This window comes from Streptomyces sp. RLA012 (assembly GCF_056270325.1).
Map to the genome: position 1 here is coordinate 4625408 of NZ_JBWDPA010000002.1, position 23973 is coordinate 4649380.

The 23973-nt window shown below is 71.1% G+C and carries 13 protein-coding genes and 1 pseudogene; 4 read left to right on the forward strand and 10 right to left on the reverse strand.

Annotated features, from left to right (window positions below; translation table 11 throughout):
• Positions 1-451: 451 nt before the first annotated feature.
• Together RV986_RS20885 and RV986_RS20890 are read left to right on the forward strand one after the other, a co-directional pair.
• On the forward strand, positions 452-2449 hold the full coding sequence (locus RV986_RS20885; protein WP_475918876.1) for a glycosyltransferase family 2 protein: 1998 nt from the start codon (positions 452-454) through the stop codon (positions 2447-2449).
• 180 nt (positions 2450-2629) lie between these two features.
• Positions 2630-3472, forward strand: a complete 843-nt coding sequence (locus tag RV986_RS20890; RefSeq protein WP_475918877.1) for a hypothetical protein — start codon at positions 2630-2632, stop codon at positions 3470-3472.
• A 61-nt stretch (positions 3473-3533) separates the two neighbouring features.
• Here RV986_RS20890 and RV986_RS20895 read toward each other — a convergent pair whose 3' ends face one another.
• The 5 genes and pseudogenes from RV986_RS20895 to RV986_RS20915 all read right to left on the reverse strand — a co-directional run bounded on the left by RV986_RS20895 (position 3534) and on the right by RV986_RS20915 (position 14482).
• Positions 3534-5201 carry a serine/threonine-protein kinase gene (locus RV986_RS20895; protein WP_475918878.1) on the reverse strand — a complete coding sequence of 556 codons (1668 nt, stop codon included), beginning with the start codon at positions 5199-5201 and terminating at the stop codon, positions 3534-3536.
• A gap of 92 nt (positions 5202-5293) precedes the next feature.
• The gene (locus RV986_RS20900) at positions 5294-6973 is read right to left on the reverse strand and encodes a serine/threonine-protein kinase (protein WP_475918879.1); all 1680 of its coding nucleotides are present in this window, start codon (positions 6971-6973) and stop codon (positions 5294-5296) included.
• Between the two features lie 169 nt (positions 6974-7142).
• Positions 7143-8900 carry a serine/threonine-protein kinase gene (locus RV986_RS20905; RefSeq protein ID WP_475924360.1) on the reverse strand — a complete coding sequence of 586 codons (1758 nt, stop codon included), beginning with the start codon at positions 8898-8900 and terminating at the stop codon, positions 7143-7145.
• A gap of 165 nt (positions 8901-9065) precedes the next feature.
• The gene (locus RV986_RS20910; RefSeq protein WP_475918880.1) at positions 9066-11951 is read right to left on the reverse strand and encodes a protein kinase domain-containing protein; all 2886 of its coding nucleotides are present in this window, start codon (positions 11949-11951) and stop codon (positions 9066-9068) included.
• Positions 11952-12150: 199 nt separating this feature from the next.
• Positions 12151-14482, reverse strand: a pseudogene (locus RV986_RS20915) (serine/threonine-protein kinase).
• A gap of 183 nt (positions 14483-14665) precedes the next feature.
• Between RV986_RS20915 and RV986_RS20920 the strand changes: the two are divergent.
• Entirely contained in the window at positions 14666-15826 is a 1161-nt protein-coding gene (locus tag RV986_RS20920; RefSeq protein ID WP_475918881.1) for a serine hydrolase domain-containing protein, read from the forward strand.
• A 73-nt stretch (positions 15827-15899) separates the two neighbouring features.
• Here RV986_RS20920 and RV986_RS20925 read toward each other — a convergent pair whose 3' ends face one another.
• The gene (locus RV986_RS20925) at positions 15900-17606 is read right to left on the reverse strand and encodes a glycerol-3-phosphate dehydrogenase/oxidase (protein ID WP_475918882.1); all 1707 of its coding nucleotides are present in this window, start codon (positions 17604-17606) and stop codon (positions 15900-15902) included.
• A 260-nt stretch (positions 17607-17866) separates the two neighbouring features.
• Here RV986_RS20925 and RV986_RS20930 point away from each other — a divergent pair, with 260 nt between their 5' ends.
• On the forward strand, positions 17867-19075 hold the full coding sequence (locus tag RV986_RS20930) for a nucleotide sugar dehydrogenase (RefSeq protein ID WP_475918883.1): 1209 nt from the start codon (positions 17867-17869) through the stop codon (positions 19073-19075).
• Between the two features lie 301 nt (positions 19076-19376).
• Here the strand turns inward: RV986_RS20930 and RV986_RS20935 are convergent, their stop codons facing one another.
• The 4 genes from RV986_RS20935 to RV986_RS20950 form a co-directional block, all read right to left on the reverse strand.
• Positions 19377-20501, reverse strand: a complete 1125-nt coding sequence (locus RV986_RS20935) for a GuaB3 family IMP dehydrogenase-related protein (protein WP_475918884.1) — start codon at positions 20499-20501, stop codon at positions 19377-19379.
• 199 nt (positions 20502-20700) lie between these two features.
• Positions 20701-22209: an IMP dehydrogenase gene (gene guaB / locus RV986_RS20940; RefSeq protein WP_475918885.1), complete on the reverse strand. Its 1509-nt coding sequence runs from the start codon at positions 22207-22209 to the stop codon at positions 20701-20703.
• A gap of 313 nt (positions 22210-22522) precedes the next feature.
• Positions 22523-23098: a sigma-70 family RNA polymerase sigma factor gene (locus RV986_RS20945; RefSeq protein WP_060901477.1), complete on the reverse strand. Its 576-nt coding sequence runs from the start codon at positions 23096-23098 to the stop codon at positions 22523-22525.
• A 256-nt stretch (positions 23099-23354) separates the two neighbouring features.
• Complete coding sequence (locus RV986_RS20950; RefSeq protein WP_003948568.1) at positions 23355-23966, reverse strand: response regulator transcription factor; 612 nt, start codon at positions 23964-23966, stop codon at positions 23355-23357.
• Positions 23967-23973: the final 7 nt, after the last annotated feature.

Genomic DNA, 23973 nt, shown 5'->3' on the forward strand with positions numbered 1-23973 from the left:
GAGTTGGTCACCGATCACACCCACCGGGTCCTCGTCTCGGCCCCGTCCCTGGCTCCACCCCTGACCCCGCCCCTGACCCCACTCCTCAGGCCTGCCCCTGACCCCACTCCCCGGGCCTGCCCGATCCGCCCGGTGAAATCCGCAAAGGCCGACCGGATTTCTGGGCTAAACGCAGTGGAAACACCTGCTTTACCTGCGCTTTGTCGCCAAGGGTAGCGAAAGCGGAGCGGTGCGTTCTGGAGCAAGAGCGGGCAAACCGACCCCAGCCCAAGTGACCCGAACCACAGGCTGAGCTGGCACTTCATCGATCATTCATGTTGAACACACTGGCAACTCACGGTATGTTCACATACCTGTCGGCACCTTCTCTCCCGCTGATGAACCTCGCCCAGACGGTTTCCAGCGCGGCCCAGGAACGAGGTTGCCCCTTCCTGCCCAGGAGAATGTGACGATGGCTGTGCCCACCGTGTCGGTGATTATCGCCGCGTACAACGCGATGCCTTACGTGACGCGCAGCGTTTCCTCTCTCGCCGAGCAAAGCATCGGCCAAGAGCAGATGGAAGTCATCATCGTCGACGACGGCTCGACCGACGGCACCTCGGCCGAGCTGGAGCGTCTGACCAGCGTGTACCCGGGGCTGCTGCAGGTCGTCCGGCAGGAGAACTCGGGCGGGCCCGGCGCTCCCCGAAATCGCGGACTCGGGCTTGCGCGCGGGGAGTACGTATTCTTTCTCGACGCCGACGACTATGTGGGTCCGGAGACCCTGGAACGCATGGTCGCCATGGCGGAGAAGAACGGCACGGACATCGTCCTCGGAAAAATGGTGGGCGTCGGCGGACGCGGAATGCCCGCTTCCATGTTCAAGCGCAATCAGCCGAAGACCGACGTCTTCAACTCCCGTATCTACTGGACGCTCAGCCCGCTGAAGCTGTTCCGCCGCGAGCTGCTGGAGCGGCACAAGCTGCGTTTCGCGTCCGGCCTGCCCGTCGGCGAGGACCAGCCGTTCACGGCTCTGGCGTACCTGAACGCGTCGGGTGTCTCCGTCATCGCCGACTACGACTGCCTGTTCTGCACCCTGCGGGACGACGGGGGCAATGTCACGACGCGGACCGTGGGCTCGGAGCCCCGGCTGCAGTTCCTCTCCGCCATGATCGACCTGCTGCTGGACAACGTGCCGTCCGGCCCCGGCCGCGACCACCTGGTGCACCGTCACCTGACCGTCGAGGTGCTGGTGCTCCTCAAGGGCTGTCTGGTGCACGAGGCCCGCAGCGAGCAGGAGAAGACGCTCGCCCGGATGGCCGAGATCATCGACCGGGTGTGGCACGACGGGATCAACGACCAGCTCTCGGCCATGGCCCGGCTGCGGGTGCACCTGATCCGCCATCGGATGCTCGACGAGATCCTCGAACTGATCCAGTTCGAGAAGGACCTGGGCAGAAGCGGCATCTCCACCCCCCTCCTCATCGAGGACGGCCGGGCCTACGCCCGCTACCCCTTCCTCCGCGACCCCGCCCGCGCCGTCCCGGACATCTGCTACGACGTCACCGACAAGGTCGGCGTCCGGCACAACGTCTCCCGGGCCGAACTGCGCGGCACCACACTCCACCTCGCCGGGCACGCGTATCTGCACCGCGTGGCGACCGAGGACGTGACCACCGAACTCGTGCTGCGCGAGCGCGACAACGGGACCGAGTACCGCCTCCCGGTCCTGCACACCCCCACCCCCGGCCTCGGCGCGGACGAGGACGAGGGCCGCTACGCCTACGAGAAGGCCGGATTCGCGGCCTCCGTCGACATCGACACCGCCGCCGACGGCGCCCCGCTCGGTGACGGGCTGTGGGACATATCCCTGGCGATCGGCGCCCAGGGGCTGTCGCGCGAGGTGCGGATCGGCAGCAAGCGGTCCGAGGACGTGTCCGGCAAGGCCGACACCCGTGTCCTCGACACCGCGCGGGGCGTCCGCCCCGTCACCGTCTACACCACCAACCCGCACGGCAACTTCACGATCGATCTCGGCGAGAAGAAGCACCGGGTGCTGTCGCACCTGAAGATCGGCGAGGTGCGCTGGAACGCCAGCACCCCCACCGAACTGCAGATCACCGGACGGTGGACGCTCGGCGCGTACCCCGACGGGCCGATGGCCCTGGTGCTCAGCAGCGACAGCGGCAAGACGGCCACCTTCCCGGTCACCGGCACCGCGCACAGCGACACCTTCACCGCCCGGGTGCCCGCGTCCGACCTCCCCGAGGGCACCTGGAGCGGCGAACTGCGACTCTCCGGCTGGTCGACGTCCCTTCCCCGGCTCCCGAAGGAACTGGCACCGGCCAAGTGGCGCCGCCGGGGCCTGCCCTGGTACGCGAAGCCGGCGTCCGGCGCCGGAAACCGCTTCGCGCTGCTGGTGGCGAAGACGGACCTGGTCAAGGCGGTCGCGGGCAAGCTGAAGCCGTGACCGACGGGGCGTCACCGGCGCCCCGGCCGACGGCGGCTTTGGCGATCCCTTTACTCGCTTGACGTTTCCTTGACTCTTACTCCATAGTCCTTTCACCTCATGTACACGGCATCTTTCGGCCGCGCTCAGTCGCGCGGCCGGCCGTGTCCGCACATCGAAGGCACGAAGGACTTTCCCAGAATGAAGAGATCCGCGCTGGCGCGTCCCGCCATCGCCGTGGTGACATCGGCGCTCGCACTCGCCCTGGCCACCGGTTGTTCCTCCGACGGTTCCTCCGCCGGCGGCTCCGACTCGGGCTCCTCCGACAAGGCCGGCGGAGCCGAGAAGTCGACGGCCGCGGCGAAGGCCCTGAGCGACACCGAGCTGAAGAAGCTGCTCATCGGCAAGAGCGACGCCGCCGGATACCGGTTCGAGGCGGCCGACCAGTCCGACCAGTTCGCCTCCTCCAAGGAGGACATCACGGTCGTCGACGAGAAGTGCGCGCCGCTCGCGTACGTCCTCACCGGCTTCGCGCCGGGCGACTCGACCGCGTACGTCAACACCATGGCCACGCCGGTGGCCGGCGACGCCACCGCGTCCCCCAGCAAGGACCTGGAGGACATGACGGAGGAAGAGGTCGACGACGCGCTGAACTCGATCACCGACACCCTCGGCGGCACGATCACCATCGTCTCGCTCTCCTCCTACGAGGGTGAGGGCGCCCAGAAGACCATGTCCTCCGTCTCCGACGCGGTCGAGAGCTGCGCCGGCGGCTTCCAGGCCACCGCGAAGGGCGACACCGAGAAGTTCACCGAGGTCGCGGCGGAGAAGGCCTCGGGCAGCGGCGACGAGTCGGTCGCCTTCGCCGTGACCGGAGGCGCGGACAGCGGCGGGGCCGTCGTGCACGCCGAGGTCGTACGGCACGGCGGCACGGTCGCGACGTACTACTCGCTGAGCCTGGCGGCGTTCGGCAACGACGCGAAGGCGAAGGACTACGATATCCCCGCCGACCTGATCAAGGCCCAGGCCGCCAAGCTCGCCTGAACCTGCCCGGCCCCGCCTGCCCCCGCCCTGGCCGCTTCAGCCCCTGGGCCGCCCCGGCCGCCTACGGCTTGTCGACGGCCAGGTTCGCGATCGCCGTCCTGGCGACTTCACGGCCGCGTGCCGTGAAGTCGCCCTTGCCCGGATAGCTGATCGTGAGCTTGTACATGTCGCCCTTGGACGACTCGTAGTAGAAGATCCTCACCTCGCGCGGGCGCGGGTCCTGGCTGTCGGTGGTCGTGTAGACGACCGTGTTCTCGGCGGACTGCCTGCCGTGGTACTTCGTCTCCTTCGGGTCCGTCCGCGGGCCCTCGGGCATGCTGAGCTCGTACGCGCCGCTGTCCTTGAAGTCGCCGTTGTCGGCGTACATTTCGGCGGCCGCGGAGTCCTTGATCTGGTGGGTCGTGTCCTCGGACTTCCGGGTCAGGGTCAGACCGATCCAGATGCTGCCGCTCCAGTCGGTGTACGTGACCCAGTGCCCCTTGCCCGAGGTCCGGTCCGGCGTCGCTCTCTGATAGCCCTCGGGCACCGCCGGCGTCGCGGCGACATCCGTCTCGTGACGCTTCTTCCAGCCGTCGGGCAGTGGCCCCGCGAACGGGTCCGCGATCACCACGTACGCCACCAGGGCCGCCACCGCGATCACCGCGACCATCGCCGCACCCAGTCCGAACAGGGCCTTGCGGCTCACCTGCGGACCCTTGCCGACCGGAGCGGCGACCGCCGCCACCTGCGTCGGTTCCGGGACCGGCGGTTCGACGACCTCCTCCAGGAGACGGCGGACCCGGTCCGCGCCGGGTCTGCGTGCCGGGTCCTTGTCCAGCAGCCCGTTGATCGCCTCCGCCAGCGGCCCCCGGGCCGAAGCGGGCGCCGCCGGGGTGGAGTTGAGGACGGACTGGAGCGTCGCCGGCGTGTTGCTGCGGCGGAAGGGCGACACGCCCTCCGTGGCCGCGTACAGGACGACACCGAGCGCCCAGAGGTCGGAGGCCGGGCCCGGAAGCCGGCCCAGCACCCGTTCCGGCGCGATGTACTCGGGCGAGCCGACGAAGCCGCCCGCGTCCGTCAGGTTCGTCTCGCCCTCGGTCCGCGCGATGCCGAAGTCGGTGAGGACGACCCGGCCGTGCGGACCGAGCAGGATGTTGTCGGGCTTGACGTCACGGTGCAGGATGCCCGCCGCGTGCGCGGCCTCCAGCGCGCCGAGCACCTCCAGGCCGATGCGCGCCGCCTCCCGCGCCCCGAGGGTGCCCTCCTCCAGGGCGGCGCCGAGCGAACGGCCCCGCACCAGCTCCATGACGATCCAGGGCTGTCCGTCCACGACCGCGACATCGTGGACGTTCACCACCGCCGGGTGGTCGAGCCGGGCCGCGGCGCGCGCCTCGCGGCGCATCCGCTCGAAGGCGTTGGCACGTTCACGCTCGGGAAAATGGTCCGGGATACGCGGTTCCTTGACCGCGACCTCACGGTCCACCGTCTCGTCCTTGGCCCGCCAGACCGTCCCCATCCCGCCGTGGCCGAGCTTGGCGAGCAGCCGGTAACGGCCCGCGATCAGCCGTCCGGTACCGGGCTCGGGCGCGGACTCGACCGTCGGCTCCGGAACGACCCGGGTCGGCGTGGCGTACGGATTGTTCGGGTACGGGACGCCCTGCTGCTGCTCCGGAACCGCCGGCCGGGGCGGTTGCAGACCGAAACTCGTTGGCTCGTCGGATCCGAAAGGGACTCCCCCGTTGTTCCTCATGGGTCCATCCCTATCGCGGCACGCACTCCCGCATCCAGACGCGCCCCCCACCGGTCACAGACCCGTGACGCACGGCGCCGCTTATGCACCGTTTATGAGGCTGCGAAGGTGTCCAGCGCCACGTCGAAGTACTCCTTCGCCTCCGTCACCCTTCCGACCGGCGCCGACACCCACACGTCGTACATCCGGCCGCTGTCCTCCCAGCAGAGGTCGTACGTGTGCCGCGCGCCCTCCGCCTTGGTGAAGCCGTTCCAGGTGAACTCCCAGAGCGCGGCGGGCTGTCCGTCGTGGGTGGTCGAGGTGACGGTGCCGTCGTGGTACCCGGGGTTGGTGGACGGCCCGTCGGAGTCGGCGCTCCGCATCACCGCGAGCGGGCCGCCCGGTTCGGGGTCGGTCACCTTGATGCCGATGCGGAAGGTCTGGCCCGGCGACATGTAGAAGATCCGCTCGCCCTGCGGGTCGCGCGTGAAGTCGTCGGGCACGGCGAGCGAGAACCCGTCCGGATCGTGCACCGTCCGGTACCCCGAGGGCGCCGGGCCGGAGGCGGAGGTCGGCGTCTGCTGCCGGGTGACGGTGACCGTGGGGCCGGGTCGCGGAGATGCCGCCGGCGACACCGACGACGGCGCCGATGCGCTCGGGGACCTCGACACGCTCGTCGGCGTCCCCGGCACCGAACTGGCGGACGGGGCCGGTGTACCGCCCCCGTCACCGTCGTCGTTCATCAGCAGCGCCACCGTCACCCCCGCCCCGGCGAGGGCGGCGACCAGTACCGCCACGACGAGCAGGCTCCGCGTGGAGCGCTTCGCGGGGCGGTCGGACACGCCGGCCGAGGGAGAGACCGGCGGAGGGGAGAGGTGCGGGGTCGACTGGACCGGTGGCTTCCGCTTCGGTACGTCCCGCTGGGTCGGCGTGTACCCCGCCGACGCCGCCCGCGGCGTACGTCCCGTCTCCAGGAACGCCTTGAGCAGCCGCTCCGCCTCCACCGCGTCGAGCCGCCGGTCCGGATCGCGCTCCAGCAGCCCCCGTACGACGGGAAGCAGCGGCGCGGCCTGCGCGGGCGGGCGGATCTCGTCCATGACGACGGCGTGCAGGATGCCGCCCAACGAGTCGCGGCGGAAGGGCGATTCGCCGCTCAGGACGGTGCAGAGCAGCGCACCGAGCGACCACAGATCGGACTCGGGGCCGGTCCTGGCCCCGGACATCCGCTCGGGCGCGGTGTACTCCGGCGAGCCGACGAACGACCCGCTCTCGGTGAGCGTGGTGGCGCCCGCGACCTGGGCGATACCGAAGTCGGTGAGCACGACGCGGTCGGTGCCCGCCTCCATCAGGACGTTCGCGGGTTTGAGGTCGCGGTGCAGGACGCCCGCGTCGTGCGCGCGGCGCAGTGCGCCGAGGAGGGCCATCCCGATCCGGGCGGCCTCGCGCGCGTCGACCGGACCGTCGGCGGAGATCCGCTCGGCGAGCGAGCCGCCGTCGATCAGCTCCATGACGATGTACGGCCGTTCGGCCTCCTCGACCACGTCGTGCACGACGATGATGTGCGGGTGGTGCAGCTGGGCGACCGCGCGGGCCTCGCGCAGGGTGCGGTCGCGCTGCATCCGGGCCTCGTCGTCGGAGAGGGAGTCGTCGAGGGCGAGCTCCTTCACCGCGACCTGCCGGCCGAGCAGTTGATCGGTGGCCCGCCAGACGACACCCATGCCGCCCCGCCCGATCCTGGCATCCAGCCGGTAACGGCCCGCGATCACACGGCGGTTCTCCCCCTCGGTCCCCATGCGCCCCATCATGCCGCACCGGACGGACGCCCTCCGGGCTCCTGTCCTCCCGATGGCCGTTATCCGGCCTCGTCAGCCCGCTCGGACCCACACTCGGACCCACACTCAGGCCCCCTCAGACACCCCTGAGCCCCCGCCGGGCCGGCAGACCCGTCACGCCGCCGGCCCGTCAGGTCTTGGGGAGCCAGCCGCGCAGTATCGCGTCGAACTGCGGGCGCGTGGTGTCCCAGTCCGCCGCGGGCGCGGACATGTAGATCGCGTACTCGACGCCTTCGCGGCTGAGATACGTCTGCTCGATCGCCCGCCGCTTGCCGGGGAACGGCGTCTGTTGCGGCAGCGCGGTCCAGGTGAAGTCCCACAGCGAGCCCGGGCAGTCCCGGAACGTGTTGGACTGCAGCAGCACGCGCTTGTAGTCGACCAGCTTGGTCAACTGCTGGTCCAGGTCCTGCTGGTGTGCGTACGGGGTGGGGAAGTCCGGCGAGTCGTCGATGGCGATCCGGACGAAGTGCTGGCCTCCGTCGGGCGTGTAGTCGACCTGATTGCCGTTGGCCTGCCGCTTCCAGGTCTTGTCGGGCAGCGAGATGGTGAAGCCCTCGACGTCGTCCTGCTGCACCCAGGTGTCGGGCACGACTCCGGACGGCTGCTGGGTGCCCGAGGTGCCGCTCGGCGTGCTCCCGGGCTCGGTGGCGCCGGGCTTCGTGACACCGGGCTTCGTGGCACCGCCGTCCGCGCCGTCCGTCCGCGTGCTGTTCATGTAGTTCATGGCCACGGCGCCGCCACCGCCGATCAGCGCGGCGAGCACGACGACAAGGGCGATCGTACGACCGCGGCGCCGCCTCCGGGGGATGCCGGGACCGCCCGGGACGCCAGGACCGACAGGGGCGTATCCGGGCACCGGCTCAGGAACCGTCGGGGTGGCTCCATGGGCCACCGACCCGTGCGCCACCGACCCGTGGGCCACCGCACCACGCGGCGCCGCCCCGTGGGCCGCCGACCCGTATGCGGCCGACCCGTATGCGGCCGACCCGTGTGGCTCCGCCCCGAACGCGCCCGCTCCCGGATTGCCCGTATCCACATGCTGCGTCGGCACATACATCTGCGCCGCGCTCGGCCGGCGCCCCTCCGCGGCCTCGGCGAGCATCTGCTCGACCTCCTCCGCACCGGGCCGGTGGGCGGGATCCTTGTGCAGCAGCGCGGTGATGACCGGCCCGAGCGGACCGGCGTTCCGCGACGCCTCGGGCTCCTCGTCGACCACGGCCTGCATGGTGGTCAGCGGCGAGGTCCGCCGGAACGGCGACCGCCCCTCCACCGCCGTGTACAGCGTCGCGCCGAGCGCCCACAGGTCCGCGGACGGACCGGGATCGTGGCCGCGCACCCGCTCGGGCGCCAGATAGTCGACCGAGCCGACGATCTCGCCGGTGCGGGTGATGGTCGTGTCGCCCTCGACCTGCGCGATCCCGAAGTCGGTGAGCAGCACCCGCCGGTCGGTGGACAGGAGCACGTTCCCGGGCTTCACATCCCGGTGCAGTACTCCGGCGGCGTGCGCGGCCCGCAGCGCGCGCAGCACCCACAGCCCGATGCGCGCCGCCTCGGTCGGTGCGACGCGCCCCTGCGCCTTGACCTCGTCGGCCAGCGAGTTGCCCTCGACCAGCTCCATGACGATCCACGGGCGGTTGTCGTGATCCAGGACGTCGTGCACGGTGACGACGGCCGAGTGGTTGATCCGGGCGGCGGCCCGCGCCTCGGCGTGGGTGCGCGCCAGCAGCACGGCCCGGTCGCTCTCCGTCACATACAGCGCGGCCGTCAGTTCCTTGATCGCGACCGCGCGGTGCAGCACCTCGTCGTGGGCGCGCCAAACCCGGCCCATGCCACCACTGCCGATGGATTCGACAAGCCGGTAGCGGCCCGCGAGGAGCAGGCCCTGCATCTGATTCACGTTTCCCCGCAATGGTCTTGACAGGGTCAGACTAAGGAGCGGTCCCCGCGCAGGGAACCGGCGGGGTCGTACGGAGACCGCACTGTGACGGTTCTCCCTTCCGGGTACGGGAGGGAACCACCCCGCGTTCAGTGTCTTTTGAGGCGCGCGGGTGGCTCATCCGGTGACCTGGTACGTCGCCGACGCCTGCTCGTACAGCCGTGTCACCTCGTCCCGTTCGGCCTCCGGGCCGCGTACCTGCACCACGTGGTAGCGCCCGCCGACGATGATCGCGAGATTGCGTACATACAGCTCCTGACCAGCCGAGTTCTGCCAGGTGAACTGCCCCTCGGCCATGGTCCGTCCGCCCACGTCGATACGCCGCATACCGCTGGACGTGGCCCAGGTCGAGTCGCGGAACGGCTGCAACTCGCTCTCCCTCTCCCGCTGATAGGTCAGCGGATCACCGCCGTACGTGGCGGTGCTGTCCCGTCCGGGTACGACGATGAGCTCGAAGTCGCCGTGGGAGTAGACGATCTGGCCGCTCCCGTTCTTGGGCGTCCGGTCCCAGCCGTTGGCCACGGCGACCTGGAAGCCCTCGGAGTCCTTGCGGAGCGAGAAGCCCTGGGCGACCCCGGGGTCGTTGGACTGTGCGGTCGTCGAACTGGCCGAGCCCGAGGGGGTCGGGTTCGTGTCCGGTGAGGTCTGTTCGGGGCGCGGTGCGCTGCTCGCGCTCCCGTCGGCGCCCGTGCCGTTTCCCGGAGAGTTCTCCGGTGCGGGGCTCACCTCGCTCGCGGAACCGGTCCGCCCGTCGTTCTGACCGGTCTTCGGCATGAAGACCATGGCGTACGCGACCGCCGCGGCCAGCAGGAGCAGAACCATGAGCAGCAGGTTCCGGCCCAGCTTCCGGGGCTGGGCCGCACCGGCCGCACCGGGCGATCTGGCCTGCCTCGCCGACCGGTCGTGCTTGTCGGTCCTGTCCGTCCTGGCCGGCCTGTCGTGCTTGGCGCGCTTGTGACGGGCGTGCGGGCTGGTCGCGGGCAGTTTGGCGCGGCGCCTGCGGACGAGCTCACCCCGCCGCCGTACGATCGGCAGCCGGCTGGGGTCGACGGGGGGCGCCGCGACGACATGCGCGCCCGCCTCGGGCTCCGGCGCGGACCGCACCAGCGAACGCAGCCAGCCGCGCAGTTCCTCGAAGTCCAGTCGCTCGGTGGGGTCCTGCCGCAGCAGCGACTCCACCACAGGCCGCAGCGGCCCGCACTCCTCGGCGAACGCGGGCGGCTCCGCGCACACCAGCTGCACCAGCTCGGCGGTGTTCTCCTCCGGGTAGGGCGCGTGGCCCTGCACAGCACGGAAGAGCAGCGCGCCCAGCGCCCACAGGTCGGTCTGCGGCCCGATCGGCGCCGCCAACTGCCAGTTATCGTGTACCGGCCCGGCCTGCTCCGGCGCCCATCGCTCCGTCACCGGCCCGACGACCGCCATCCGCGCCTGCCGGGCCCGCTCGGCGGCGAGCGCGGTGGCGGGGCCGCGGCGCGGCGGCGCACCGGCGACGAGCTCGTCCCAACGGCCGTTGGGCGTCGGGGCGGGGCCGGACTGCTGTCCGGGAACGAGGGCGGGCGTCACGCTCCCCTGGGGTCCCGGGAGTGCGGGGGTACGGCTGCCGCTGCCACTGCCACCCATGCCGTTCACGGCCGCGGGGCCGGGAAGCGCCGTACGTCCCGGACCACTGTTGCCGCTGTTGCCGCTGTTGCCGCTGTTGCCGCTGTTGCCGCTGTTGCCACCGCTTCCGCCGGGGTCGTTACCGGGGCGGGGCTGGGCCCCGTGCCAGGCGGCCGCACGCCCGGCACCGACGCCGTACGGGTCGGTGATCTGCCCGGGGGGCGCGGTGTCGGGACGCTGCTCCATGCCCTGTCCGATGCCCTGCGCCGACGGTCCGGAGGCGGTGGAGGCGTCGGTCGGCGGGGCGGGCCGGGGCGCGGGCAGCGCCGCCGGTCCCCCTCGCTGGTTTTCGTGCACCCGGGCGGCGGCGCGTGCTCCGGCCCGGTACGCGGCGATGGCTCCGGCCCGCGCCGCCCGGGCATCGCCCCCGGCCTCAAGGGCCCGGCGTGCCAGCGCCGCTCCGGGGTCGGCGGGCGGTTCCCCGACGGGCGTGGCGTTCTCGGCCCGCGCCTCGATCGCGGCCCGCCGCGCGGCTTCGGCATCGGCCCCCTGCGCACTGGCCACCACCGCGCCGAACGAGGCTCCGGGGCCACCGCCGGTCACACCGACACCACCCCCGCCACGTGCGACACCAGCGCCCGCGCCCGCACCTGAGCCCGTGCCCGCACCCGGCCGTACGTCCGGACGACGTGAGCCGACGCCCCCGCCTCCCTCACCCACGGCCCCCGCAGACCTCACGGAACCCGCCGGACCCACGGAACCCGCCGGGCCCTCGGGCCCCTCGAAGTCCTGTACCGGTACCGGGTCGTACCCGCACAGCGCCTCCTCCGCGGCACCGGCCGCGAGACCGGTCAGCATCACGCGGCCGTCGTCGCAGACGAGCACCGTGCGCACGGTGATGTTCCGGTGCACCCACCCGTGCGCGTGCAGCACCCGCAGCGCGGTGAGGACGTCGGCGGCGACCTCGGCCGCCCGATAGGGACTCAGCGGCTTCTCGGCGAGCAGCGCGGCCAGCGACCGCGCGGGCACCAACTCACTCACTATCCACAACGACCCGCCCTCGGCGAACACGTCGAAGACCTGGTCCAGCCGGGGATGGTCGGGAATCTGCGCGGCCGCCTGCGCGGCCTCGATCGCCCGCCGCACGGCGGGTTCGGTGGGCCGACGCGTGGTGCGCGCGGAGGCGCGCCGCGCCCCGCCGTCGCGTGCCACGAACCCCTCGGGCAGTCCGTCCGCGTCGAGCACCTCGGCCTCGACCACCTCCGGCAACGGCACCTGCCGGACGAGGACTTCCTGTCCGCTGTAGGTGTCAAAGGCCCGGGTCTCGGCGAATTCGTACTCGTCGGACGGCGGCAGGGGCAGGCGGTAGCGGTCGGCGAGTACCCGTCCCGCATAGTCGTCCACGACGCCTCCCCCGGCTGCCCGGTGGTCAATTCCGTTCGCCTCGCGTCCCGTTACGGCTTCGTACGGTCCGCAACCACTCACGATACGTGCCGGAGGCAACCCGCAAAGTCGGGATCCGAGATGTCACCGCCCCGTGACCGACCCCTACAACAGACACGCCGGGCGAACCATGCCTAACCTCACCCTGTGAGTTCGAGCCCTACGCCTTCGGCTGGAACGTCGACGTCAACGTCTGCCAGGTGTCCTTGCGCAGTTCGCTGTCCCACACGGAAGCCTTCGCCGTGTACATCAGCCCGTATCCCATATGCGCGTTGACGACGAACCCGCGGTCGATCGTCCGGTACGCCGTGCCGCCCTCCTGATAGGTGAACTCCCAGTCGGCCGTGTTCCAACCGCGGTAGTCCACCTGCTCTATTCGCACCCGCTCGTACTGCGAGCGGGTCATGTACCGCTCCTGGTTCTTCCAGTCCGCCACCGGGTCGCTCTTGGGCGTGGTCGTCCAGCCGACCAGGAGCTTCTGTCCGTCGGGGCCGGTGAACCGGACCCCCGCGTCGTCCGTCGACTGGTACTTCCACCCCTCGGGCAGCCCGATCGAGAACCCCTGGTTGCCCCTGTACGTCTTCAGGGCGGTGGAGTTCGAGGCGCCCGACTCCTTGCCGCCGCCCGTCCCGTTCGTCGTGTTGGCCTCACCGGAGGTGTCCGCGCTCGGCGTGCTGCCGCCCGCACTCCCGGCCACGGCCGATCCGGTGGCACGGTCCGTCTTGTCACCGCTGCCGGTGTCGGTGTCGGTGCCGCTGGTCGCGCCCTTGCCACCGCTGCCGGCGGTCACCCCGCTGGACGCGGCCGCCTTGGTGTCACCGCTCTTGGTGTCCTTCGCCCCGCTGTCGTCACCACCACGGACGGTGAGAGCCAGCACGGTCCCGATCACGGCGAGCGCCACGACCACCGCGATGATCACCAGCGTCCGCCGCGACACCACGTCCGTGAGCGGCGCCCGCGGCACGGGCCGCGGCGGCCGCTCGGGCGCCACGGGCCACCCAGAGGCCCGTCCCGCCGCACCAGCACCACCGGCAGCACCGGCAGCACCGGCAGCACCATTCGACTCCGTCGAACCGTTCGTACCCGTCGAACCGGCCGTACCTGTTGAACCGGCCGTACCTGTTGAACCGGCCGTACCTGTTGAACCCATCGAGCCGACAGGGCCGGAGTTCAGCCCCACCGACGCGCTGTCGCGAGCGCCCGGCTTCCGGGCGGTGTCCGCCGTCCCGGCCCCCGGGCCCGTTGTGGCCGCGGCGGGGCCGGCCTTCGTCGCTCCGGGCGTCGACGCCCCGTCGCGCACCGGGGCCGCCGGAGGCGTCGGAGCGACCGCGGCCGCCCCCTCCGCACCCACCGAACCGGAGGCCGCCGTACCGCCCGTACCACCCGCACTGCCCGTGTCGGCCGTGCCGGCGGACTTCGCGCGTGACGTCGCCGCCGCGGTGGCCGCGGCCGTGGCCGCGCCGGCCGCCGAGGCGGCCTTGCGCACGGAACGCATCGCCCCCCGGAACCGCTCCCCGGCCTCCTCGCCCCGCTTGGCCCCGGAGCCGCCGCTCCCCCTTGGACTGGCCCTTGTCCGGCAACGGCGGCAGCGCCACGACCTTCGTCGCGTCCGCCGGCTCCGGCACGGTCTCCTTGGGCTCGGGGGCGTGGATCACCTCGTTGAGCATCGTCCGGGCGCGCTCGTCGTCGAGCCGCTGCGCGGGGTCCTTGACGAGCAGCCCGTAGATCACGCTCTCCAGGGGACCCGCGTTCTTCGGCTGCTCCACCGGCTCGGTCATCACCGCGGTGAGCGTCGCGATCGCGGAACCCTTGTCGTAGGGCGGCACGCCCTCGACCGACGCGTACAGCAGACCGCCCAGCGACCACAGGTCGGCCGCGGGGCCGGGCTTGTGACCGCGCGCCCGCTCCGGCGAGATGTACGAGGGCGCGCCGACGAGCATGCCCGTCGAGGTGATGGACGGGTCGCCCTCGACCTGCGCGATGCCGAAGTCGGTGAGCACGACCCGGCCGTCGTCGGACATCAGCACGTTCGACGGCTTCACATCGCGGTGCAGGATGCCCTCGCGGTGCGCCGAACGCAGCACGTCGAGTATCGCGAGTCCCACCTCGGCGGCGCGCTTCGGCGTGAGGACGCCGTCCTCACGGATGACCTCGGCGAGCGACTTGCCCTCGATGAGTTCCATCACGATCCACGGCCGGTTGTCCTCGTCGACCACGTCGAAGACCGTCACCGCGCCGTTGTTGCGAATCCTCGCGATCGCCTTGGCCTCACGCAGAGTGCGCGTGATCAGCCGTCGTTTCTCGTCCTCGTCGATGCTCGACGGGAACCGCAGCTCCTTGACGGCGACCGTGCGGCCCAGCGTTTCGTCCTGGGCCCGCCACACCGTGCCCATGCCGCCGCGGCCGAGAACATCTCCCAGCCGGTACCGCCCGGCGAGGAGACGTTCGCTCTTGTCCTGACGGGATGCTCCCGCCCGCTCCGCCTCCGACATGCGTCCCCTCATGCAACCCGCCCTGACAGAGCCTTCATTGTCCCTCACCCGACAAGCGCTCAGCGCCCAGGGGGCCCTTCGGGCGCCAAGCCCCCGGCTACCGGCACGCCCCTCACCTGCGAACCACCCACCGTCCGCACAGGTTCGTCCCACATGATGAGCCGCGAGAAGGAGGAAACGCCGATGCCGCCGCACAGGACACCTCGGACACTCCTGGTCATACCTGTGTCCCTGGTCCTCCTCGTCCTGGCATCCACCGCTCTGCTCGCCCGCGTCTCCGCGGCCGCGCCTTCCCACTCCGCCGTGCCCTCCGTCGCCCAGTACTCCCTCACGTCGGCGAGCCCGCGCGCTCCCGCCGCCCCGGCGACGGACGCCGCACGCGCCCTCCTGCGCCTCGTCCCCCTCCTCGTCACCCGCGGCAAGGCCCCCGCTGCGGCCCTGCTGGCCGATGACGCTTCGGGCGCTTCCGGTTCACTCTTCACCCGCGCCGGCGAGGGGATCGCCCGCGCCGACCACTTCCGCGCGGGCAGCATCACCAAGACGTTCATCGCGACCGTGGTGCTGCAACTGGCCGCCGAGCACCGGCTGTCCCTGTCGGACTCCGTGGACGCTCACCTTCCGGGTCTGGTGCGCGGCGCGGGCAACGACGGCCGGCGTCTGACCCTCCGCTCCCTGCTCACCCACACCAGCGGCCTCCACGACTTCACCGAGGAAACCAAGGGCACCGTCCCCCTCACCCCGCTGCAGGCCGTACGCATCGCCCTCACCCATCCCCCGGCCGCCCGTGGCCGCTTCGCCTACTCGAACACCAACTACGTCCTGCTCGGCATGGTCATCCGTCGGGTCACCGGCCACACCTACGCTGCCGAGGCCGAGCGCCGCATCATCACCCCCCTCCGCCTGACGGGCACCTCCTTCCCGGGCGCCCGCGCCTCGCTGCCCTCCCCGCACGGCCGCGCGTACGCCGCCGACGGCTCCGACGTCACCGCCCTCGACCCGCGTGTGGCCGGCGCGGCGGGTGAGCTGGTCACCACGCTCGCCGACCTGAACCGCTTCTACGCGGCCCTCCTCGCCGGCGACCTGCTCCCGCCCCACCAGCTGCGCGAGATGCTCGACACCCGCACCGCACACGGCTCGTACGGCATGGGGCTCTTCCCCGTGAAGCTGTCGTGCGGCATCACGGTGTGGGGGCACAACGGCCACATTTCCGGCAGCTATGTGAGCACCGCAGCCACCGTCGACGGCCGTCGTGTGCTCACCTTCCGGGTGAACACGGACGGGATCGCGGACCCGGACCTCGAACCCGCCCTGCTCGCTGCCGAGTTCTGCTCCCGCACCCCGTAGAACGAACGAGCTTCGAGCAAAGATCCCAGCTCACGACCCGGCGAAAACCTCTCTGGCGAAAACCTCGCTCCGGTCAGAGCGGCACGATGTCGGGCGCCCCCAGCCGCGCCGCGTCCGCCGTCAGGTCGTCCGGCTGGCGCTGGGACTCCCGCTCGGCCTCGACCCGCTTCTCGTAGTGCTCGACCTCGCGCTCGATCTGGTCCTTGTCCCAGCCGAGGACCGGCGCCATCAGCTCGGCGGCCTCACGGGCACTGCGCGTACCGCGGTCGAAGGTCTCGATGGAGATGCGGGTGCGCCGGGTGAGCACGTCGTCCAGGTGCCGGGCGCCCTCGTGCGAGGCGGCGTAGACGATCTCGGCCTTGAGGTAGTCCTCGGCGGCGGGGAGGGGTTCGCCCAGCGCGGGGTTGGTGGCTATGAGGTCGAGGACCTCCTCGGCGAGCGCTCCGAAGCGGTTCAACAGGTGCTCCACACGCACCACGTGAAGCCCGGTGCGCTGGGCGATCCGCGCCCGCGCGTTCCACAGCGCCCGGTACCCCTCGGCGCCGAGCAGCGGGGTGTCCTCGGTGACGCACTCGGCGACCCGCTGGTCGAGGCCGTGCACCGCCTCGTCGACCGCGTCCTTGGCCATCACCCGGTACGTCGTGTACTTGCCGCCCGCCACGACCACGAGCCCCGGCACCGGATGGGCCACGGTGTGCTCGCGCGACAGCTTGCTGGTGGCGTCCGACTCACCGGCGAGCAGCGGCCGCAGCCCCGCGTACACGCCCTGCACGTCGTCGCGGGTCAGGGGCACCGAGAGCACCGAGTTCACATGCTCCAGCAGATAGTCGATGTCGGCGCTGGAGGCCGCGGGGTGGGCCTTGTCGAGGTCCCAGTCGGTGTCCGTGGTGCCGACGATCCAGTGCCGCCCCCAGGGGATCACGAAGAGGACGGACTTCTCGGTGCGCAGGATCAGGCCGGTGGAGGAGTTGATCCGGTCCTTCGGCACGACCAGGTGGATGCCCTTGGAGGCCCGTACGTGGAACTGGCCCCTCTCCCCCACCATGGCCTGGGTGTCGTCGGTCCACACGCCCGTCGCGTTGACGATCTGCCTGGCGTGGATCTCGTACTCCCCGCCGCCCTCGACGTCCTGCACCTTGGCGCCGACCACGCGCTCGCCCTCGCGCAGGAAGCCGGTCACACGGGCGCGGTTGGCGACCTTCGCGCCGTACGCCGCCGCCGTGCGCACCAAGGTGGCCACATAGCGGGCGTCGTCCATCTGCGCGTCGTAGTACTGGAGCGCTCCGACGAGCGCGTCCTTCCTCAAGGCGGGGGCGACGCGCAGGGCGTGGCTGCGGGTCAGATGACGATGGGTGGGCAGTCCGCGGCCATGGCCGCTCGAAAACGACATGGCGTCGTAGAGGGCGACGCCCGATCCCGCGTACAGCCGCTCCCAGCCCTTGTGCTGGAGCGGGTAGAGGAAGGGCACCGGCTTCACCAGGTGCGGTGCCAGCCGTTCGAGAAGGAGTCCACGCTCCTTCAATGCCTCGCGCACGAGTGCGAAGTCGAGCATTTCGAGATAGCGCAGGCCGCCATGGATCAGCTTGCTGGACCTGCTGGAGGTGCCCGAAGCCCAGTCGCGCGCCTCGACCAGGCCCGTGGACAGGCCGCGCGTCACGGCGTCGAGCGCCGTGCCCGCACCGACCACGCCCGCGCCCACCACCAGCACATCCAGCTCGCGCTCGGCCATTCCCGCCAGTGACTCGGCGCGCTCCGCCGGCCCCAGTGTCGCTGTCCTCACCGCTGCCTCCCGCTGTCTGTCGCGCTGGCCTCGCCTGTCCGGCGGCGCCCGGCTCACGTCCCCCTGCCCCAAAGTCTGACCGGGATACCCGTCATCGGCCACCACACGCCCGCAGCCTGTGGACAACACTCCGGAAACTCGCCGATCCAATCCCGCAAATCGGTCATATTTACTCCTAGTCTGACATTGCACTCGCCCGTTCTGTCCACAGGGCTTGCGCACCTGTCCCGCTTCGGTTACTGGGAAGGACGGCCCACGCCATGCCCGCAGATCTCGCCGTCATCGGACTCGGACATCTCGGCCTGCCCCTGGCCCAGGCCGCCGTCGCCGCCGGCATCCCCACCCTCGGCTACAAGACCGGTCCGGAAGGCGGCTCGCTGACCCCCGCCGAACTGCGCCGGATGCTCTCCGGGGGCTTCCGGCCGACCACCAACCCGGCCGAGCTCGGCCGCGTCCGCACCGCCGTCATCTGCGCCCCGACCCCACCGGCCCCGGACGGCGCGCCCGACCTGGGTCAGGTGGCCGCGGCGGCCCGCACCCTCGCCGCGCGGCTGCGCCCCCACACCACCGTCATCCTGGAGTCACCGGTGCACCCCGGCACCACGGAGGACTTCCTGCGCCCGCTCCTCGAAGAGGGCTCCGGTCTGCGCGCGGGACGCGACTTCCACCTCGCGTACTCGCCCAGCCGCGTCGACCCCGGCAACCGCGACTTCACCCCCGCCAACATCCCCAAGGTGATCGGCGGCCTCACCCCCGCCTGCACCGAGTCGGCCGCCGCCTTCTACGGGCGCCTCACCGACAAGGTCGTACGCGCGCGGGGGCCACGCGAGGCGGAGACCGTGCAACTCCTGGAGACCAACTACCGGCACGTCAACATCGCCCTGGTCAACGAGATGGCCGTGTTCTGCCACAGCCTGGGCGTCGACCTGTGGGACGTCATCCGCTGCGCCGAGACCAAGCCGTTCGGATTCCAGGCGTTCCGGCCGGGGCCCGGAGTCGGCGGGCACGGCATCCCGCAGGACCTGACCGGCCACGCACCCCGCTCCCTGCGCATGGTGGAACTGGCCCAGCAGGTCAACGGCCACATGCCGCGGTACGTCGTCCAGCGCGCCGCCACGCTCCTCAACGAGCACGGGAAATCGGCCCGCGCCGCGCGCGTGCTCCTGCTCGGCGTCACCTACAAGGCCGACCTCGCCGACCAACAGGGCACGCCCGCCCACGAGATCGCACTGCGCCTGCTGGAGCTGGGCGCGTCCGTCAGCTACCACGACCCGCACGTCCCGGCCTGGAGCGTCCTCGGCCACCCGGTCCCGCGCGCCGACTCCCTCTACGAGGCCGCCGCCGACGCCGACCTGACGATCCTGCTCCAGCAGCACCGCACCTACGACCTCCAGGGCCTGTCGGTGAAGGCGCAACTGCTGCTGGACACACGGGGGGCTACGCCTACGGGAGCGGCGCACAGGTTGTGAAGGGGGCGCTCAGTACGGCCCGGGCCCCGGGGGTTGATGGGGTACGGCGCTCTCCGCCGGTACCGTACGAAGAGGCGGAGCCCGCCGCAGTTTGGCCACTGCAGCAGGCTCCTGAAAGCGATCGGAGTGTCCACCCCTGGTCCTTGCGGGGGTGGCCGCTCACTTTCGGTAGATCCGCAAGATCCACCTCCTCCGGCACTTCACCGTACGCAGACGGATTCGGTTCGGACATGCGAAGGGGCCCGGTCATCCACACGCGTGGATGACCGGGCCCCTTCGTCGGGCTAAGCCGAGTGCGACGTCACCGCTTGTGCTGCGAGTCCGCGACCGTCACCTCGACGCGCTGGAACTCCTTGAGCTCGCTGTAGCCGGTGGTGGCCATCGCGCGGCGGAGGGCGCCGAAGATGTTCATGGAGCCGTCGGGGATGTGCGAGGGGCCGGCGAGAATCTCCTCGATGGTGCCGACGGTGCCGAGGTCGACCTTCTTGCCACGCGGCAGCTCCTCGTTGACCGCCTCCATGCCCCAGTGGTGGCCCTTGCCGGGCGCGTCGGTGGCGCGGGCCAGCGGGGACCCCATCATCACCGAGTCGGCGCCGCAGGCGATGGCCTTCGGGAGGTCGCCGGACCAGCCGACGCCACCGTCCGCGATGACGTGCACATAGCGGCCGCCGGACTCGTCCATGTAGTCGCGGCGGGCGGCGGCGACGTCCGCCACCGCCGTGGCCATCGGGACCTGGATGCCCAGCACATTGCGCGTGGTGTGCGCGGCGCCGCCGCCGAAGCCGACCAGGACACCGGCCGCGCCCGTGCGCATCAGGTGCAGGGCCGCGGTGTACGTGGCGCAGCCGCCGACGATCACCGGGACGTCGAGCTCGTAGATGAACTGCTTCAGGTTCAGCGGTTCGGAGGCACCGGAGACATGCTCCGCCGACACCGTCGTACCGCGGATGACGAAGATGTCCACGCCCGCGTCGACGACGGCCTTGGAGAACTGGGCCGTGCGCTGCGGCGACAGGGCCGCGGCGGTGACGACGCCCGAGTCGCGCACCTCCTTGATGCGCTGCCCGATCAGCTCCTCCTTGATGGGAGCGGCGTAGATCTCCTGGAGGCGGCGGGTCGCGGTGTCCGCGTCCAGCTCGGCGATCTCGTCGAGCAGCGGCTGCGGGTCCTCGTACCTCGTCCACAGGCCTTCGAGGTTCAGTACACCCAGGCCTCCCAGCTCGCCGATGCGGATCGCGGTGGCCGGGGAGACGACCGAGTCCATCGGGGCGGCCAGGAACGGCAGCTCGAAGCGGTAGGCATCGATCTGCCAGGCGATCGAGACCTCCTTCGGGTCCCGCGTACGGCGGCTCGGGACGACGGCGATGTCATCGAAGGCATACGCCCGGCGGCCGCGCTTGCCGCGCCCGATCTCGATCTCAGTCACGTGTGTGGCCTTTCCCTCTTCGCTTCTGCGCCTCCCAGTATCCCCGACGCATACGACAAGGGCGGCCCCGGAACATCCGGGACCGCCCTCAAGCACACATTCACGCGCTTGATGCGCGAGTGTGCATCGAATTCGGCGTCGTACGACTGCTTGTCGTACGACTGCTTGTTGCGGCTGTAGTTACTTGTCGCGGCTGTAGTTACTTGTTGCGGCTGTAGTTCGGCGCCTCGACCGTCATCTGGATGTCGTGCGGGTGGCTCTCCTTGAGGCCCGCCGAGGTGATCCGGACGAACCGGCCGTTGTCCTGGAGCTCGGGAACGGTGCGGCCGCCGACGTAGAACATCGACTGGCGCAGACCGCCGACCAGCTGGTGGACGACCGCGGACAGGGGACCGCGGTAGGGGACCTGGCCCTCGATGCCTTCGGGGACGAGCTTCTCGTCGGAGGCGACGCCCTCCTGGAAGTAGCGGTCCTTGGAGAAGGAGCGCTGCTCGCCACGGGACTGCATGGCGCCCAGGGAGCCCATGCCGCGGTACGACTTGAACTGCTTGCCGTTGATGAACAGCAGCTCGCCCGGGGACTCCTCGCAGCCCGCGAGCAGCGAGCCGAGCATCACCGTGTCGGCGCCCGCGACCAGGGCCTTCGCGATGTCGCCGGAGTACTGCAGGCCACCGTCGCCGATGACCGGGACGCCGGCCGCCTTGGCGGCGAGCGACGCTTCGTAGATGGCGGTCACCTGCGGTACGCCGATGCCGGCGACGACGCGGGTGGTACAGATGGAGCCGGGGCCGACCCCGACCTTGATGCCGTCGACGCCCGCGTCGATCAGGGCCTGGGCGCCGTCGCGGGTGGCGATGTTGCCGCCGATGACGTCGACGCCGGAGGAGTTCGACTTGATCTTGGCGACCATGTCGCCGACCAGCCGGGAGTGGCCGTGCGCGGTGTCGACGACGATGAAGTCGACGCCCGCCTCGATGAGGGCCTGGGCGCGCTCGAAGGCGTCACCGGCCACACCGACCGCCGCGCCGACGAGGAGACGGCCCTCGCCGTCCTTGGCGGCGTTCGGGTACTTCTCGGCCTTCACGAAGTCCTTGACCGTGATGAGGCCCTTGAGGACGCCCGCGTCGTCGACCAGCGGAAGCTTCTCGATCTTGTGGCGGCGCAGCAGCTCCATGGCGTCGCTGCCGGAGATGCCGACCTTGCCGGTGACCAGGGGCATCGGCGTCATGACCTCGCGGACCTGACGCGAGCGGTCGGTCTCGAAGGCCATGTCGCGGTTGGTGACGATGCCGAGCAGCTTGCCGCCGCCGTCGGTGACCGGCACGCCGGAGATGCGGAACTTGGCGCAGATCGCGTCGGCCTCGCCGAGCGTGGCGTCCGGGTGCACGGTGATCGGGTCGGTCACCATGCCGGACTCGGAGCGCTTCACCAGGTCGACCTGGTTGGCCTGGTCCTCGATGGACAGGTTGCGGTGCAGTACGCCGACGCCGCCCTGGCGGGCCATCGCGATGGCCATCCGGGACTCGGTGACCTTGTCCATGGCCGCGGAGAGCAGCGGAATGTTCACCCGCACGTTCTTCGAGATGTACGAGGCGGTGTCGATCTCGTCGGGCGCCATGTCCGACGCGCCCGGCAGCAGCAGCACGTCGTCGTAGGTCAGCCCGAGTGTCGCGAATTTGGCGGGCACTCCGTCGACGTTGGCAGTCATGACACCTTCCCCAAATGGCCTTGATCGGTGCGGATGCCCATGCTAACGGGAAGCAAGGCTCTCTCATTCCATGGTGCGGCTCGCCCTCGGGCTTCGTAGGTTCGTACGGGCGAGGTGGCGATGCCGTTCATTTGTGGGCCGACAGCCCCGGTCCCCGGGGGTTGTCGGGGGCGCTCCGGAGGCGGCGGGGGACTCCATGGTGTCGGTTCTCACCCTGATGATTCACGACGGGGGAAGGCCGCCCCGGTCTCCGGGCGAAGCCGCCGCCCGAGGGAATCCGGTACCCCCGAGCAACGACCGTCGAATGTCTCGCCTACTGCTCCGCCAGGGCCCGCAACCGGCTCAGTGCCCGGTGTTGAGCCACCCGTACCGCGCCCGGTGACATTCCCAGCATCTGGCCCGTCTCCTCGGCCGTGAGGCCCACCGCGATGCGGAGCAGGAGCAGCTCGCGCTGGTTCTCGGGGAGGTTGGCCAGGAGTTTCTTGGCCCACTCGGCATCGCTGCTGAGGAGGGCGCGCTCCTCCGGGCCGAGCGAGTCGTCGGGGCGCTCGGGCATCTCGTCCGAGGGAACCGCCGTCGAACCGGGGTGACGCATCGCGGCGCGCTGCAGGTCGGCGACCTTGTGCGCGGCGATGGCGAACACGAACGCCTCGAAGGGGCGCCCGGTGTCCTTGTAGCGCGGCAGTGCGAGGAGCACCGCTACGCAGACCTCCTGGGCCAGGTCCTCGACGAAGTGCCGCGCATCGCCCGGAAGTCGGGAGAGGCGGGTGCGGCAGTAGCGCAACGCCAAGGGATGTACATGCGCGAGCAGGTCGTGCGTGGCCTGCTCGTCGCCGTCGACCGCGCGATGGACGAGCGCACCGATCACCGTCGTCTCGTCGTCGCGCATCGGTCCATGGTGCCTTGGCGTCGTCTTGTCCGTGGCACCGCGTCCGTAGTTGTGCACCGAAGCGTTATGAGCAGGTGCGCCGGAACTCATCTCCTGCGCCCTCCCCTTCCGCTCGACCGACTCGTCCCCGAGGAACTCCACACCTCAAGCATGCGGCATCCGCGGCGAAACGAGCAGCGGGCACTCGGCGGGCCCCCTTGTCGGCCCCGCCCGCCATGCGGCAGGCGGGGTTCGTCGTAGCCCCGCGGCGGCTCACCTAACGAACCAGGCCCCATCGGAAACCGAGCGCCACTGCGTGCGCGCGGTCCGATGCGCCGAGCTTCTTGAAGAGCCGCCGGGCGTGCGTCTTCACGGTGTCCTCGGAGAGGAACAGCTCGCGGCCGATCTCTGCGTTGGAGCGGCCGTGGCTCATGCCTTCCAGCACCTGGATCTCACGCGCTGTGAGCGTCGGCGCCGCACCCATCTCGGCCGACCGCAGCCTGCGCGGGGCGAGCCGCCAGGTGGGGTCGGCGAGCGCCTGGGTCACGGTCGCGCGCAGCTCGGCGCGGGAGGCGTCCTTGTGCAGATAGCCGCGGGCCCCGGCGGCGACGGCGAGTGCCACCCCGTCCAGGTCCTCGGCCACGGTGAGCATGATGATGCGCGCACCGGGGTCGGCGGACAGCAGCCGCCGAACGGTCTCGACGCCGCCCAGACCGGGCATGCGTACGTCCATCAGAATCAGGTCCGAGCGGTCGGCACCCCAGCGGCGGAGGACTTCCTCGCCGTTGGCCGCCGTCGTCACGCGCTCGACGCCGGGCACGGTCGCCACCGCGCGGCGGAGCGCCTCTCGGGCAAGCGGGGAGTCGTCGCAGACGAGGACGGATGTCATGACCGTC